General features: G+C 51.8%; 12 protein-coding genes. 10 read left to right on the top strand and 2 right to left on the bottom strand.

Translation table 11 applies throughout. From position 1 onward, the window contains the following. Window positions 1-134 precede the first annotated feature (134 nt). Window positions 135-2,165, bottom strand: a complete 2,031-nt coding sequence (locus tag ABIB18_RS03540; protein ID WP_031377471.1) for a choline transporter — start codon at window positions 2,163-2,165, stop codon at window positions 135-137. 257 nt (window positions 2,166-2,422) lie between these two features. On the opposite strand from ABIB18_RS03540, the gene betI reads away from it, so the two are divergent. From betI to ABIB18_RS03495, 9 genes are all read left to right on the top strand, one after another. Then, window positions 2,423-3,016: a transcriptional regulator BetI gene (betI, locus tag ABIB18_RS03535; RefSeq protein WP_354473685.1), complete on the top strand. Its 594-nt coding sequence runs from the start codon at window positions 2,423-2,425 to the stop codon at window positions 3,014-3,016. Window positions 3,017-3,030: 14 nt separating this feature from the next. After that, window positions 3,031-4,503 (top strand): betaine-aldehyde dehydrogenase, encoded by a 1,473-nt coding sequence (gene betB, locus ABIB18_RS03530; protein ID WP_046288275.1) that lies wholly within the window; start codon window positions 3,031-3,033, stop codon window positions 4,501-4,503. Between the two features lie 24 nt (window positions 4,504-4,527). Next, entirely contained in the window at window positions 4,528-6,210 is a 1,683-nt protein-coding gene (gene betA / locus ABIB18_RS03525) for a choline dehydrogenase (protein ID WP_031377473.1), read from the top strand. A 427-nt stretch (window positions 6,211-6,637) separates the two neighbouring features. Next, window positions 6,638-6,988, top strand: coding sequence for a multidrug/spermidine efflux SMR transporter subunit MdtJ (gene mdtJ, locus ABIB18_RS03520; RefSeq protein WP_354473684.1), 351 nt, complete (start codon window positions 6,638-6,640; stop codon window positions 6,986-6,988). After that, complete coding sequence (gene mdtI / locus ABIB18_RS03515; protein WP_031377475.1) at window positions 6,975-7,304, top strand: multidrug/spermidine efflux SMR transporter subunit MdtI; 330 nt, start codon at window positions 6,975-6,977, stop codon at window positions 7,302-7,304. Before mdtJ ends, mdtI begins: the two co-directional genes overlap by 14 nt. 200 nt (window positions 7,305-7,504) lie before the next feature. Beyond that, window positions 7,505-8,647, top strand: a complete 1,143-nt coding sequence (locus ABIB18_RS03510; protein WP_069728565.1) for an acyltransferase family protein — start codon at window positions 7,505-7,507, stop codon at window positions 8,645-8,647. A 147-nt stretch (window positions 8,648-8,794) separates the two neighbouring features. Further along, window positions 8,795-9,055: a hypothetical protein gene (locus ABIB18_RS03505; RefSeq protein WP_031377477.1), complete on the top strand. Its 261-nt coding sequence runs from the start codon at window positions 8,795-8,797 to the stop codon at window positions 9,053-9,055. Window positions 9,056-9,123: 68 nt separating this feature from the next. Further along, complete coding sequence (locus ABIB18_RS03500; RefSeq protein ID WP_069728566.1) at window positions 9,124-9,309, top strand: hypothetical protein; 186 nt, start codon at window positions 9,124-9,126, stop codon at window positions 9,307-9,309. A 637-nt stretch (window positions 9,310-9,946) separates the two neighbouring features. After that, window positions 9,947-13,465 (top strand): glycosyltransferase, encoded by a 3,519-nt coding sequence (locus tag ABIB18_RS03495; RefSeq protein WP_354473683.1) that lies wholly within the window; start codon window positions 9,947-9,949, stop codon window positions 13,463-13,465. 20 nt (window positions 13,466-13,485) lie between these two features. On the opposite strand, the gene ABIB18_RS03490 is transcribed toward ABIB18_RS03495, so the two are convergent. Next, a complete protein-coding gene (locus ABIB18_RS03490; RefSeq protein ID WP_354473682.1) occupies window positions 13,486-14,334 on the bottom strand; it encodes a LicD family protein in 849 nt (282 codons plus the stop codon). A gap of 166 nt (window positions 14,335-14,500) precedes the next feature. On the opposite strand from ABIB18_RS03490, the gene ABIB18_RS03485 reads away from it, so the two are divergent. Next, a partial coding sequence (locus tag ABIB18_RS03485; RefSeq protein ID WP_223226699.1) for a hypothetical protein occupies window positions 14,501-14,563 on the top strand: 63 nt, incomplete at its 3' end.

Genomic DNA, 14,563 nt, shown 5'->3' with positions numbered 1-14,563 from the left:
TACACCTGGCAGGCATCAGGCCAGTAACGCCCTAAAGATAGTCGATTTAATCGCGCTACGGTGCCGGATTATCGTCGTCAGCCGCAGCGGGAATAAAAAAGCCCGTAAACATCTGCATGTTTACGGGCCGGTTGTTACACGCTCGGGAAGGTAATGTTGCTGCCCGGCGCTTCACGATTGAGATGGATAAAGTTCAGGTGGCGCTCATACTGATCGAGTATGTCGATAATCACCTGCTCTTTGCTGTAATCCATTAAATCGTTGCCCTGACTGCCTTCCAGCAGGAAGGTTTCCAGCCGGTAATAGGTCGATTTACCGCTGCGGGCGCGATAGGTAAAGCCCGGAACAGAGTATTGCTGTGGCCAGACCTGATAGACAAAGTCCTGCTCTTCGCCGAGGTGGACGCGCAGATCCAGATAACCGATGGGATTGGCCTCATCCGGTGCAACGCTTTCCAGCGTCACCCCGCCGCCGCGCAGCTCCAGCTCTTTCGCCACTTCCTGCATCGCCGGATAGATGGTGTTCTCCATCATCTGTTGGGTATAACGCGAGCCAGGATAGTTCATCAGGCGCGACAGCCGTTTTTTCCAGGTCAGACGGTCGGTAGCGTGCGCCAGATACGGTGCGGTATCACGGGTGGCGCTGGCGCGGCGATAGTCTTCTATCTTCAGCGATTTATACAGTCCCGCCATCACAAAGAAGATCACGAAACTGAACGGCAGACCCATGATCACCGTGGTGTTCTGCAGGGCAGAAATACCGTTGGTCATCAGCATACTCAGCGTCAGGACGCCAATCGCAATCGACCAGAAGATGCGCAGCCAGTTAGGCGCATCGCTGTTGATATCCTTCAGCTTCGAAGTGAAGTTACCCAGCACCAGCGAACCGGAATCGGCTGACGTCACGTAGAACAGCATACCGGTGATGGTGGCGACCGAGGCACTGAGTTTAAACGCCGGATACTGCGCCAGCAGGCTGTAGAAACCGCGTTCCGCATGGGCCATCACTTCCTGGGCGAAACCGGCATTGCCGTGAATAATCTGGTAAAGCGCGGCGTTACCAAACACCGACAGCCACAGCAGCGTAAAGGTGAACGGAATGATCAGCGTACCGAGCACGAACTCACGGATAGTACGGCCACGGGAGATACGCGCCAGGAACAGCCCGACGAACGGTGACCAGGCAACCCACCACGCCCAGAAGAATAGCGTCCAGCTATTCATCCATTGGGTCGGACGATCAAAAGCGAAGGTATTCAGCGTCATGCCCATGAAACGGTTAATGTAATCGCCGACGTTCAGCACCAGCGCATTCAGCAGGAATTCGGTATTGCCGAAGAACAGCACAAACAGGATCAGTCCCAGCGCCAGCACCACGTTCAGCTCCGACAGGATACGGATCCCCTTATCAACGCCGGAAGTAACGGAAATGGTTGCGATCACCACCGACAGCACAATCAACGCGGTCTGGGCGGTCAGGCCTTCCGGAATATCAAACAGCACCTTCAGACCGTAATTGAGCTGCACCACCCCTATCCCCAGCGTGGTGGCGATACCAAAAATGGTGCCGACCACCGCAGCGATATCGACGGTATGACCAATCGGACCGTAAATACGTTTACCAAAAATCGGGTAGAGCGCGGAACGGATGGTCAAAGGCAGATTGTAGCGATAGCTGAAGTAGCCGAGCGCAATCCCCATCAGTGCGTACATCGACCAGCCGGTCAGACCGTAGTGGAACAGCGTCCAGACCATCGCCTGACGGGCGGCTTCCAGCGTCTGCCCCGCCCCTTCCGGCGGCTGCATGTACTGCGTCACCGGCTCGGCGACCGAGAAGAACATCAGGTCGATGCCAATCCCGGCGGCAAACAGCATCGCCGACCAGCTCAGTACGCTGAATTCAGGTTTGGACTGCTCCGGTCCCAGCTTGATCGAGCCAAAGCGTGAGCAGGCCATGTAGAGCACGAACACGATGTAGAGCGTGGCAGCCAGCATGTAGTACCAGCCGAAGGTGGCGGAAACCCAGTTGACCGCCGCGAGGATCCAGCCGGCGGCCAGATCGCTGTAGAGAATCGTCACGAGTGAAAACGTCAGAATCAATCCGGCAGAGGTGTAGAACACAACGGGATTGAGTCTGTCTTTTTCACCGGCAGGTGGATTATTCATCGATTACCTCTGGTTAGTTTTCCTGAAAATACGCAATGGATAAATGTCGCCGTCTGCGGCTGACGCGCCGCGCGGCCTGATGTTGTTATTTCTCTTCCTGATTTGTCGCTTCGGCAATCCGGTCTGTTTTAGCACTCAATACCGTTTCGCTTTCGCTACATTTAAAGAACAGCATCCTAACAACTTTTCTTTTTATATTGAACGTGCAATCAAAAAAAGTTTTAATAGTCCCTCGATTTGAGGGTGGAGCTGGAGCTATGCCAAAGGTGGGGATGCAGCCGATACGACGTCGGCAACTGATTGATGCGACCCTGAGCACGATTAACGAAGTGGGGATTAACGATGCCACCATCGCCCAGATTGCCCGCCGGGCGGGTGTCTCGACCGGCATCATCAGTCACTACTTCAAAGACAAGAACGGCCTGCTGGAAGCGACGATGCGTGATGTGACGCGTCAGCTGCGTGATGCGGTTTCAAGCCGGCTACAGCCGCTGGCCAATGCCTCACCAGAAGAACGTCTGCGGGCGATTGTCGACGGTAATTTTGATGAAACTCAGGTGCATAGCGCCGCGATGAAAGCCTGGCTCGATTTCTGGGCCAGCAGCATGCACCAGCCCCAACTGAATCGCCTTGAGCGGGTCAGCAGTCGACGTCTTTTCTCGACGCTGGTCGCTGAATTTCGCCGCGAGCTGCCACTGGAACAGGCACGCCTCGCCGCACACGGGCTGGCCGCCCTGATTGATGGCTTATGGCTGCGCGCCGCGCTGAGCGGTGAGCCGTTTAAGCCGGTGGTGGCCCGCACACTGACGACCCAATTCATCCGTCAGCAACTGGCTGGCGAGCACGAATAACGGAAGGAGAAACCATGTCCCGATTCACCGAGCAGAAACTCTACATTGATGGCGCTTACGTTGCCGCGGCGTCTGGCGAGACGTTCCAGACGATCAACCCGGTCAACGGCGAAGTGCTGGCAGAGGTCCACGCTGCCGGCCAGCAGGATGTCGATCGCGCCGTTGTCGCCGCCCGTAAAGGCCAGAAAGTCTGGGCCGCGATGACCGCAATGGAGCGTTCACGCATTCTGCGCCGCGCCGTCGATATTCTGCGTGAGCGCAACGATGAACTGGCTGAGCTGGAGATGCTGGATACCGGTAAACCGCTGAGCGAAACCGCCAGCGTCGACATTGTTACCGGTGCTGACGTGCTGGAGTACTACGCCGGGCTGGTGCCGGCCCTTGAAGGCCAGCAGATCCCGCTGCGCGATACCGCTTTCGTCTACACCCGCCGCGAACCGCTGGGCGTGGTGGCCGGTATCGGTGCCTGGAACTACCCGATTCAGATTGCGCTGTGGAAATCAGCACCGGCGCTGGCGGCCGGTAACGCGATGATTTTCAAACCCAGCGAAATCACGCCGCTTACCGCCCTGAAACTGGCGGAGATTTACACCGAAGCGGGCCTGCCGGACGGCGTGTTCAACGTGCTGCCAGGCATCGGTTCGGTCACCGGCCAGTTGCTGACCGAACATCCCGGCATCGACAAAGTGTCGTTCACCGGTGGTGTTGTCAGCGGCAAAAAAGTGATGGCCAACGCAGCCGGTTCAACCCTGAAAGAGGTCACCATGGAGCTGGGCGGCAAATCACCGCTGATCATCTTTGATGACGCCGATCTCGATCTGGCGGCTGACATCGCCATGATGGCCAACTTCTACAGCTCGGGCCAGGTCTGCACCAACGGTACCCGGGTATTTATCCCGACCAGACTGCAGGCGGCGTTCGAAGCCAAAATCAGCGAGCGCGTGGCCCGCATCCGGGCGGGCGATCTGCGTAAGCCAGAGACCAACTTTGGCCCGATGGTCAGCTTCAGTCATCGCGATAACGTGATGCGCTACATCGAATCAGGTATTGCCGAAGGTGCACGCCTGCTGTGCGGCGGAAAACGTCTGACCGGTGGCGAGTTCGATCAGGGCGCCTGGGTGGCACCCACGGTGTTCACCGACTGCCGCGATGAGATGAAGATCGTCCGTGAGGAAATCTTCGGGCCGGTGATGTCGATTCTGAGCTACGACAGCGAAGAAGAAGTGATCCGCCGCGCCAACGACACCGACTTTGGTCTGGCTGCCGGGCTGGTCACCCAGGACCTGAACCGGGCGCACCGCGTGATCCATCAGATTGAAGCCGGCATTTGCTGGATCAACACCTGGGGTGAATCGGCAGCGGAAATGCCGGTTGGCGGCTACAAGCACTCCGGGATTGGACGCGAAAATGGCCTGATGACGCTGCAGAGCTACACCCAGGTGAAGTCAGTGCAGGTTGAGCTGTCGCGTTTTCAGTCGGTATTTTAATCAATAAAACCTGAGGAACGATGAATGGAATTTGATTACATCATTATTGGAGCCGGATCCGCAGGGAACGTTTTGGCCACCCGTCTGACCGAGGACAGCAACGTCAATGTACTGCTGCTGGAAGCGGGCGGCCCGGATTATCGATTTGATTTCAGGACCCAGATGCCTGCGGCACTGGCCTATCCATTGCAGGGAAAACGCTATAACTGGGCCTACGAAACTGAGCCAGAGCCTTACATGAACAATCGCCGCATGGAGTGTGGTCGCGGCAAAGGCCTGGGCGGTTCGTCGCTGATTAACGGCATGTGCTACATCCGCGGCAACGCCATGGATCTGGATAACTGGGCCACCGCGCCTGGGCTGGAGCACTGGAGCTATCTTGACTGCCTGCCCTACTATCGCAAAGCGGAAACCCGCGATATCGGTCCGAATGACTTCCACGGCGGTGACGGCCCGGTATGCGTAGCGACGCCGAAAGCCGGCAATAACGTGCTGTTTGAAGCGATGATCGAAGCGGGTGTTCAGGCCGGTTATCCGCGCACTGACGACCTCAACGGTTTCCAGCAGGAAGGTTTTGGTCCGATGGACCGCACCGTGACGCCGCAGGGACGCCGTTCCAGCACCGCCCGTGGCTATCTTGACCAGGCAAAAGGCCGGCCGAACCTGAAGATCATTACCCATGCCACCACCGACCGCATCGTGTTTGACGGTAAGCGTGCCGTCGGCGTGGAGTATCTGCAGGGTGACAGCAATAGCATCCATAAAGTCACGGCCCGCCGCGAAGTGCTGCTGTGCGCCGGTGCTATCGCCTCTCCGCAAATCCTGCAACGTTCCGGTGTCGGCTCACCGGAACTGCTGAAGCAGTTTGATATTCCGCTGGTCCATGACCTGCCGGGCGTCGGAGAGAACCTGCAGGACCATCTGGAGATGTATCTGCAGTACGAATGTAAAGAGCCGGTGTCGCTCTACCCGGCGCTGAAATGGTGGAACCAGCCGAAAATCGGTGCCGAGTGGATGTTCAACGGCAGCGGGATTGGTGCCAGCAACCAGTTCGAAGCAGGCGGCTTTATCCGCAGCCGTGAAGAGTTCAGCTGGCCGAATATTCAGTACCACTTTCTGCCGGTGGCGATTAACTACAACGGTTCAAACGCGGTCGATGCGCACGGCTTCCAGTGTCACGTCGGCTCAATGCGCTCACCGAGCCGCGGCCATGTCCGGCTGAAGTCACGCGATCCACGTCGTCATCCGGCGATTCTGTTTAACTACATGTCACACGAGCAGGACTGGCATGAGTTCCGCGATGCGATTCGTATTACGCGCGAGATTATTAATCAGCCCGCGCTGGATAAATATCGCGGCCGTGAGATCAGCCCAGGGCTGGAGTGCCAGACCGACGAACAGCTGGATGAGTTTGTGCGTAACCATGGCGAAACCGCTTATCACCCGTGCGGCACCTGTAAAATGGGTAACGACGAGATGTCGGTGGTCGACGGTGAAGGCCGGGTGCATGGCCTGCAAGGGTTACGTGTGGTCGATGCGTCGATCATGCCACTGATCATCACCGGCAACCTCAACGCCACCACCATCATGATTGGCGAGAAGATTGCCGATCTGATCCGTGGCCGCGATCCGCTGCCGCGCAGCACCGCCCGCTATTACGTTGCCGGCGATGCCCCGGTGCGTAAGGTCGCGCAGCGCGCTGACTAATCGGTGACGTTGTCACATAACCACAGCCGGGCACGTTGTTGCCCGGCTGTTTTTTATATTCACCTCTCATTAACACATTCATCCTGATTACGCTGTTGTTGCCTTGCGATAGACCTAAATGAAGCCGAAACGAAGCATAATCTGCTATTGATCTTCAGTCAGGCGAAATGCTATAAATCTGGCGTGTTTATAACCGGAGGCACTATTCGTCCACTGATGAGAAGCAACAATGTGGATGCGTCGTTAATATTATGAGCAGAATGTTCATTTCAATCCCTGTCACTTTTACCACTTCCCTCTCTGGCTGGAACGCCGCCGATCAACACTGGCGTAGCGCCCTGTAGTCCCTTTTCCGCTTCGACATCTCTTTTGAATCTGCTGACACGTTGTGTGATGCAGGCACTGTTATCGTTGCTGGAGAAAAACCATGCGTGCATGGATCTTATTATCACTCGCTATTGTTACTGAAATTATCGGCACCCTGTTTATGAAATGGTCCAGCCTCAACGGCAGCCAGTCGGGCTACCTGATGATGCTGGGCATGATTGCCTGTTCTTATATATTCCTGAGTTTTGCGATTAAACGTATCGCGCTAGGCGTGGCGTACGCGCTGTGGGAAGGGATTGGCATCATGCTGATTACCCTGTTCAGCGTGCAGCTGTTTGGCGAAAACCTGTCAGTACTGAAACTCTGTGGCCTGATGACGTTGGTGGTCGGCATCGTGCTGATTAAAACCGGCACCCGCGCAACGCCGGAGGTGAATCATGGTCATCGCTGATCTGATTCACGCCGCATGGCTGGCGCTGGCTATCGTGCTGGAGATTGCCGCCAACATCTTCCTCAAATACTCCAATGGTTTTAAGAAACCGCTGTACGGCGTGCTCTCGCTGGCCAGTGTGCTGCTGGCCTTTAGTGCGCTGGCGCAAGCGGTAAAAGGTATCGATTTATCGGTGGCCTATGCGGTCTGGGGTGGTTTTGGGATTATCGCCACTGTCGCCGCTGGCTGGGTGTTATTTGGCCAGCGTCTGAACAAAAAAGGCTGGGCCGGATTAACCCTGCTGCTGGCCGGTATGATTCTGTTAAAGCTGGCCTGATCGGCCATCTCAATCAGTGATATTTATTAAGGGTGTGCCATGGCACGCCCTTAACTTCCTGTGCTTACCCGCCCTGTTTCGGTTGCTTTTTCCCTCTTACCTGTGCTCGGAATCTTCTTACTTTTGTAAAGGCCCGTTTACATATTTGTTGCCTTAAGGCTTAGTGAGCGCCGAAGGTCGGATAAAAACGAGGAATAGTTATGTCTGCAACACGAGGTTGGTCTACGGAGCTGGAGGGATTACGCGGCATCGCTTCTCTCTGGGTATTAGTTGGCCATATCAGCTTACTGGTTCATTGCCATATCACGCTTATTTCATCCCCTGGCATTGGGGTCGATCTGTTTATTCTGTTATCGGGTTATCTGATGGCGAAAAACTACGTCGAGCGTCAGCAGAAAGAGCCGTGGCAGAGCACAGAGACCATTAAGAAGTTCTGGATCCGACGCTTCTTCCGCATCGCGCCGCTCTACTACCTGCTGTTAATCATCGCCCTGTTTTACGGCCCATGGTTTGGCGAAATGCGTGACACCATTGCCCATTTCTACTCCGGCACCGCGACTGAGTCATCGCGTTACACCGACCAGTCCCTGACCAATATTCTCACCCACTTCAGTTTCCTGTTTGGCCTGTTGCCGGAGTATGGCTTCAATACCGTGCTGCCAGACTGGAGTATTGGGCTGGAGATGCAGTTCTACCTGCTGTTCCCGTTCATCATGCTGGTGACGCTGCGCTTTGGCTATGCAGCTTCGCTGATTGGCATTATGGCGCTGTGCTGCGCCGGACGTTATCTGCTGGCGGATTATTATGAAGCCTTCGAGATGCCGTCGATGATCCTGATTAAGCTCAACATGTTCCTCTCGGGTATGTTGCTGGCCGAAGCGATTCGCCGTAAATCCCTGCTCTACGTGGCTTATGCGCTACTGGGCCCGGTCGCCAGCGTGGCGATAGGACTGGAAGCGATTAAGCTGCAGGTGATTATGGAAGCGCTGATGATCGTCGGGATGACCGCCATCCTGTGGCAATATCAGGAAAACAGCCTGATGGCACGACTGATTATGCTGCCGCGTAAGCTGCTGAATAACCGTCTGAGCACCTGGCTGGGCGACGTGTCGTTTTCGGTTTACCTGCTGCATCTGCTGATTGTTATCCCGCTGATCGCCCTGCTGCTCACCCATACCGACATCGAATTCAAAAGCGATCTGGTGCGTTTCCTGACCGTCTGCGTTACTGCTATTCCGGTGACCTACGCGCTAGCGTCGCTGCTGTATAAATATGTTGAGAAGCCCGGTATTCAGATCGGCAAACGCGTTCTGAAACCTAAGCTGGCGAACCAGGCAGGCTAATCGCTATTGAATCGCATCTGCATCAAGCCCCCTCTGCGGGGCTTTTTTTTTGCCTGAAGCCCGGCCCGCGTCTGCACTCGCCGCACCCTGGCAGCCTTGCGCTACACTTTTCCCGATACCCCATGACAGATCAACAAAGGAGAGACTATGAGCGTTCAGCACCTGCTGCTTTCCAGCGACGGTGGTCATCTGATTATCGAGGCTGATGAGTTGGAAACTGAGCTGGTGATCCCACCGCACCTGCGCACCGCTAGCGGCGGTGAAGCGGACGGTGATACCGGTCATCGGGTTGCCGTAACCCGGCACTACTGTAAGGGGCGCTATTACGCTGTAGCGCTGGATCGCCATGCGGCCAGCAATGAAATCGATGATGTGATCGATCTGCTGCATCCGGCGCCCATCGATTAGCGGGCTGCAGCTGTGTGCAGTCCAGCTGGAATAAGTGGCACATTTTAATCTTGAGACAGAGGACGATTATGCAGAATAAGAAGTGGTTCGTTTCATATGTGATTAAGCCAAAAGGTGAGGATCACGTAACCGCGCATGCTTTCATTGAGGGCAATGAGGTTGAAGAGGCGCTGGAGGCGTATATGTTTGAGATTAAGAAGAACATGGAGCTGCAAACCGAAGAGATTACCCTGCTCTCCGTCAGCCTGGTGTAAACCGGCCTGATGAATTAACCTCGCTGCGGCGGGGTTTTTTCTGGTTGACTGTCAGGACTTTTCTGGCTGGATGGTTTTCAGCAGCACAACGTTTTTAACCTGAAAAGATGATGCAGCCTGATAAACCCTGCTGCTGGTGAAAAATATAACTTACTCTATAATTATTCGCCTTTATCTATTCGCTGACTCGCTACCCGGCTGAATATGGCTTATAAGCAGAAACTTATCGTAAAATAACAAATCAACGCATCCCATTAACGAAGCAGCTCAATTCGTCCAAAAAACCAATAACTTTCAGTTAATCCCTCGCCTGTAACTATCCAGATGAAATAAAAAATTGATGAGAGCTATTTGCTTCATAACGCAGCTCTGATCCCTGATCACTACCCATAAAAGGAGCTTTTATCGCGGCAAAAGCGGACAAAGCTACTAAATACTCGCGCGATAGCTTTTAACAATTAACGGGTAAAATACAATTACTTTCATGTAAACAACATGCTTATCAGAATTTTATCCGGACATGCTGATGGTCATCTGAATGTGAAAATATTACATCAAATCAAATTCCAGCCAAAATTCACGCAAGCCTATCCTTTGTAATTCTCTGGTAAGCTTCCTGATACAAGGAAAATCTCCCGTGCCTGTTCCCGGTCTTGTCAGCATTATTATTCCAGCATGGAAAGCAACCTGGTTTGAGATTGCCCTGCAAAGTGTTCTTCAGCAGGATTATGCTGCCTGTGAAATTATCATCGGCGATGACAGTCACAATAATGAGATTGCACGCATTGTAAAAAAAAACAGCCAACTCTCACGCTGGCCTGTTTACTATCAACGCAATTGTCCGTCACTAGGGGAAATGGCAAATACCTCAGATTGTCTGGACAGAGCTCAAGGTGAATATATAAAGTTCCTGCACGATGATGACGTTCTTAAACCCGACTGTGTCAGTAAGTTAGTAGCAGCCATCAATCAGCACCCTGATATTGTCATGGCAACGTCTCATCGTGAAATGATCGATGCTAAAGGACGCCGCCTGCCAGACCACGAAGGCACAGCGCCTCTTTTTAACCGTGATAGTGTGCTCTATGGACTCGATGTCATAAATTTCCAGGCGACAAAGCCGCTTAATTTCATCGGTGAACCCAGCGTGGTACTTATTCGCGCGGCTGTACTGCGAGCCATCCTGGCCGGGGGAGAGCCTATATTCAAACTCGGCGGCCAATCAATGCCATTTTTGGCCGATCTCGCCATTTATCTTAAGGTACTGCGCTATGGTCATCTGGCCATGGTAACTCAGACACTCTCTCAATATCGCATTTCAGGTAGCCAGACACTTTCCACGGTCAGCGAACATGCAGATATGGTCAGTGCTACCCATAGAAATATGCCGCTGATGCTAAAAAAGTTAGGCTGGCACGATCCCGCCCGGAAATTTGGCCAAATTCGCGTTGCGCCGCTGACTCATCCAGAACAATTTAGCGAACAAAATCTATTGCAGGAAATCGCTGCTTCACTTGCCAGCAGCAGAATGAAAATGTGGTTTGATAAGCGAACATTACGTCCAGCTCAGCAAAAATTATTAAACGAATATCTTACTACTCACGTTATCGCTTCCAGCTGTACGTTATTTATTGATGCACGAAATGGAAACAGAGAAGCCTGGGATATCACCCTCGACAGCCTCAATGCAGGCGTGGCCGGGTTAAGCTGGCAGATTATTGCCCTGACCGACGAGCAGGTAAATTATCTGCCTGCCGAAACGGCACAGTTGCGGCTTGATCTGACCGACGGTCTGGCTGCGCTGAACAGCCTAATCAATCAATCGGAGAGTGAATGGCTACTCTTTCTTGACGCAGGCTGCCAGTTGTTGCCTTCAGGCATTAACGTGCTGTCCACTACCTTGCTACACGCCAGCCAGTATAATGCTATCTATACAGACATCATTTACCCGGTGGTGGGTAAGCCGATGGGGACCCTTTTCCGGCCTGATTTTAATCTGGATCTGTTTTTAAGCTGTCCTGACCAGATGTCTCGCGGTTGGCTCTTTAAGCGCGAATGGATTATTGCAGCAGGTGGAGTAAACCCGGGCTGTACAGAGATGTTTGAATTTGAGCTTCAACTACGCCTTATTGAATCCGCTAACATGGATACCATTGGCCACCTGACAGAACCACTTTTGCTGACAGCCACGGCGCCTGCTACACACCATGCTGTGGAACAGAGTCTGCTGCTGGAACACCTTCAACGCCGTGGTTTTAACCAGGCAGAAGTATTGCCAACCCACCAGGGCCCATGGCATCTGAAATATCATCACCAGAGTAAACCACTCGTTACCATAGCCATACTGGCACGGGATTTTAACAGCGTCAGTCGCTGTGTGATGACGGTACTGGAAAGTACTGACTACCAAAATTATGAACTGTTGATTGTGGCAGATAAACGGGAAGATAAGGAAAGAGCAGCGTGGCTGAAAGGTATTTCCAGCCTGGGTTCTGAACGTATCAGAGTAGTGCACTACCCCGCGGCCTGGCAGCGAGCGGGGATGGCCAATCAGGCAATTCTTGATGCTCAGGGTAATTATCTGCTGTTTTTAAACAGTGATATTCATGTCATGCACCCAGAATGGCTGGATAATATGATGAATCATGCCCAACGGCCTGAAGTTGCTATTGTTGGCGCCAAACAGCTTTATGCGAATAATGTCATTCGCCATGCCGGCTATATATTAGGAATAAACGGCAGTATAGCGGAGGAGCCATTTTACGGCACTGACGACGGTGATAATAGTTATATGAAACGTTTGCATGCCGCTCAAAATTATTCGGCCGTTTCAGGTGATTTTATGCTGGTAAGTAAAGATCTTTGTTATGCCGTTAACGGATTTGACGCCGATCTGAACGACAATGACGATATTGATTTCTGCTTGCGCGTACAACAACTGGGCGGAATAATCGTCTGGACACCTTACGCAAGAGGCTGTCGACAGCCAGAAAAGACCTTATCTGGCATTCCGGCATCACCGTCTAAAGAAGAAGAAAATATCATGCTTGAACGCTGGCTAACGCAAATTAGTCAGGACCCGGCTTATAACAAAAATTTATCGCCATCCTTTCCATTTGCACTGCAAAACGGCGATCAGCATACCTGGCTCCCCTTAAGCTGGCATCCCTTGCCGGTGGTAATATCAGTGACCGGTGATGATGAGAGGATCAATGTTTACAGAGTAAAAGAACCGTTCTCTGCCCTACGCGATGCCGGGATTATTGAAGGAAAACACATTTCATCACTGCCAACATTACCTGAAGTGACAAACTATAATCCTGACGTGATAGTTGTTGAACCACAAATAGACGAAAATTTTAATTCATGGATAGCAAAATTATCGCGCTTCAATTCGGCTTTCAAAGTTGGCATGATCAATCCAACCAGGTTGCAAAAGATTATTACGTCGTCAGATGAGCAGCAAGCAGGACAAAACTTTATCGCGAGCATAAGAAGCAACCTCGATTACTTTGATCGCTTAATTGTTAATAATGAAAAAGAGGCTGAGATATTCTCAGCATGGCATTCTGACATATTAATAATGCCGACCTTGTTGCCTGAGGCACAATGGAGGCAGCTAAGCAGCTTGCACAGACAAGGAAAAAAACCACGGATTGTCCTGCCAGGTAACCTTTGTCATCATGAGATCCAGGGAATTGTCGCCAGGTTGATTGATGCATTTGCTGATCAGGTTGAATGGGTAATTTATGGCAACTGCCCGCCGGCACTGCGGCCAATGATTAACATTGTAATTCGCGAGGCTGATAAAGGAATTTATCAAAAGACATTAACAGAAATGCATCCTGACCTTGCACTAATCCCACACAATGGGCATCCACTTACTTACGCTGAAGTTTACATGCACCTTATTGAATATGGTGCTTGTGGTATACCCTTAATTTGTAGTAAGTCCATCGTTAGTGGCAGCGATACTTTTACGATTACGTGCGTAGCGAACGAGTATGCTGACTGGCACCAGGCAATCAGCGCCCATCTGAATGACACTGATGGCAGTGAAAGGATGGGCAGAATTTTGCAAAGTGAAGTTCGTCAGCGTTGCCTGTTGAATGATGACCGCATGATAAAATGGTCAGCAGCCTGGTGCAGCAACTGATCTCGCTTCACTGACAGGCATCACTGATGGGTCAGATAAGATTTATGCAAATCAACATGCACAATCTGATGTATTGAATCCCGCTGATCGGGCATTGGCGGGACACGGTAATCGCCATAAACTTGTTTCAGGATGCGATCGTAAGCGGCAGGAGCGAAACAGTGAAGTTCTTCGAAACAGACGTCGATTCGATCCAGATAATGCCCGGTCCGCTGATGAGTTTTGTCTCCAGCCATGCTCACAACCAGCGCTGATATTTCAGACTGCAAAGGATCTTTCAAAGTCGCCAGCCGCAGTTGTGCCCGTATCAGAAATTTTTTTCCTGCTATCCGGCTCAGAATACCGAAAAGATAGTATTTACATTGTGTTCGCCTGGGGAGTGGTTTACTGACATAAGCACCCATCAGATTGGTTAGCAGCATACGTAGAAAAGCCAGCGTATTAATATGGCAACGGCGAAGTAAACTATTGCTAAACGTGCCATCAATCGGAAAAATGTCGATCCATACACCACGGACTACCGGTTTAACAAAACCAAAAGTAACAGATGTTGTGACATCATAAATCCGGATAAATGGGTAGACATGTTGAGGATCGTTCCCCCAATAAGCTAACTGCAATGGATAGGGCAGCTTATCTTTTAACGAAATTAATTGATCATAATCTCCTCTTAACATTGAGAGATCGATATCATCATCCCAGGGAATCATTCCCCGATGTCGGATAGCACCAATTAGTGTCCCACCATCAAGTAAATAAGGAAGATTATGCTCGTCAAGGAAAGTCTTGAGTATTGCCAGAAGCGCAACCGTGCGTTTCTGAAACGAGGTGAGGTTTTCATTTTTTAAACTTTGCGCAGAAGCTTTCATGGATCTCCCTTATTTTAAGTTTACAAGTGGCAAACTAACGCATAGAAATGGGTATTTTCCCACCGATTGTATTCTTGCGGGTAAATGTCAATCTTTTCAATTCTTTTGAAACCTGCGGCTGTTAACATCTCCATGGCTTTGTTGAATAAATCGAACTTTTGCTGAGTTGAAGGATCAGATCACGTATCTTCCCGACAACGCAGACCGTTCCGTGGCAAAGCAAAAGTTC

Source organism: Pantoea sp. UYEF8 (assembly GCF_040546285.1).
GTDB lineage: Bacteria > Pseudomonadota > Gammaproteobacteria > Enterobacterales > Enterobacteriaceae > Pantoea > Pantoea brenneri.
The sequence above is the reverse complement of the archived record's forward strand: the minus strand, read 5'-3'. Positions and strand labels throughout refer to the sequence as shown.

Bases quoted from the DNA above. Each gene is read 5' to 3' on its own strand.
- ABIB18_RS03510 (WP_069728565.1), top strand. From the start codon at position 7,505: ATGTCTGCAACACGAGGTTGGTCTACGGAGCTGGAGGGATTACGCGGC.
- ABIB18_RS03490 (WP_354473682.1), bottom strand. From the start codon at position 14,334: ATGAAAGCTTCTGCGCAAAGTTTAAAAAATGAAAACCTCACCTCGTTT.
- ABIB18_RS03500 (WP_069728566.1), top strand. From the start codon at position 9,124: ATGCAGAATAAGAAGTGGTTCGTTTCATATGTGATTAAGCCAAAAGGT.
- betI (WP_354473685.1), top strand. From the start codon at position 2,423: ATGCCAAAGGTGGGGATGCAGCCGATACGACGTCGGCAACTGATTGAT.
- ABIB18_RS03505 (WP_031377477.1), top strand. From the start codon at position 8,795: ATGAGCGTTCAGCACCTGCTGCTTTCCAGCGACGGTGGTCATCTGATT.
- betA (WP_031377473.1), top strand. From the start codon at position 4,528: ATGGAATTTGATTACATCATTATTGGAGCCGGATCCGCAGGGAACGTT.
- mdtJ (WP_354473684.1), top strand. From the start codon at position 6,638: ATGCGTGCATGGATCTTATTATCACTCGCTATTGTTACTGAAATTATC.
- mdtI (WP_031377475.1), top strand. From the start codon at position 6,975: ATGGTCATCGCTGATCTGATTCACGCCGCATGGCTGGCGCTGGCTATC.
- betB (WP_046288275.1), top strand. From the start codon at position 3,031: ATGTCCCGATTCACCGAGCAGAAACTCTACATTGATGGCGCTTACGTT.
- ABIB18_RS03540 (WP_031377471.1), bottom strand. From the start codon at position 2,165: ATGAATAATCCACCTGCCGGTGAAAAAGACAGACTCAATCCCGTTGTG.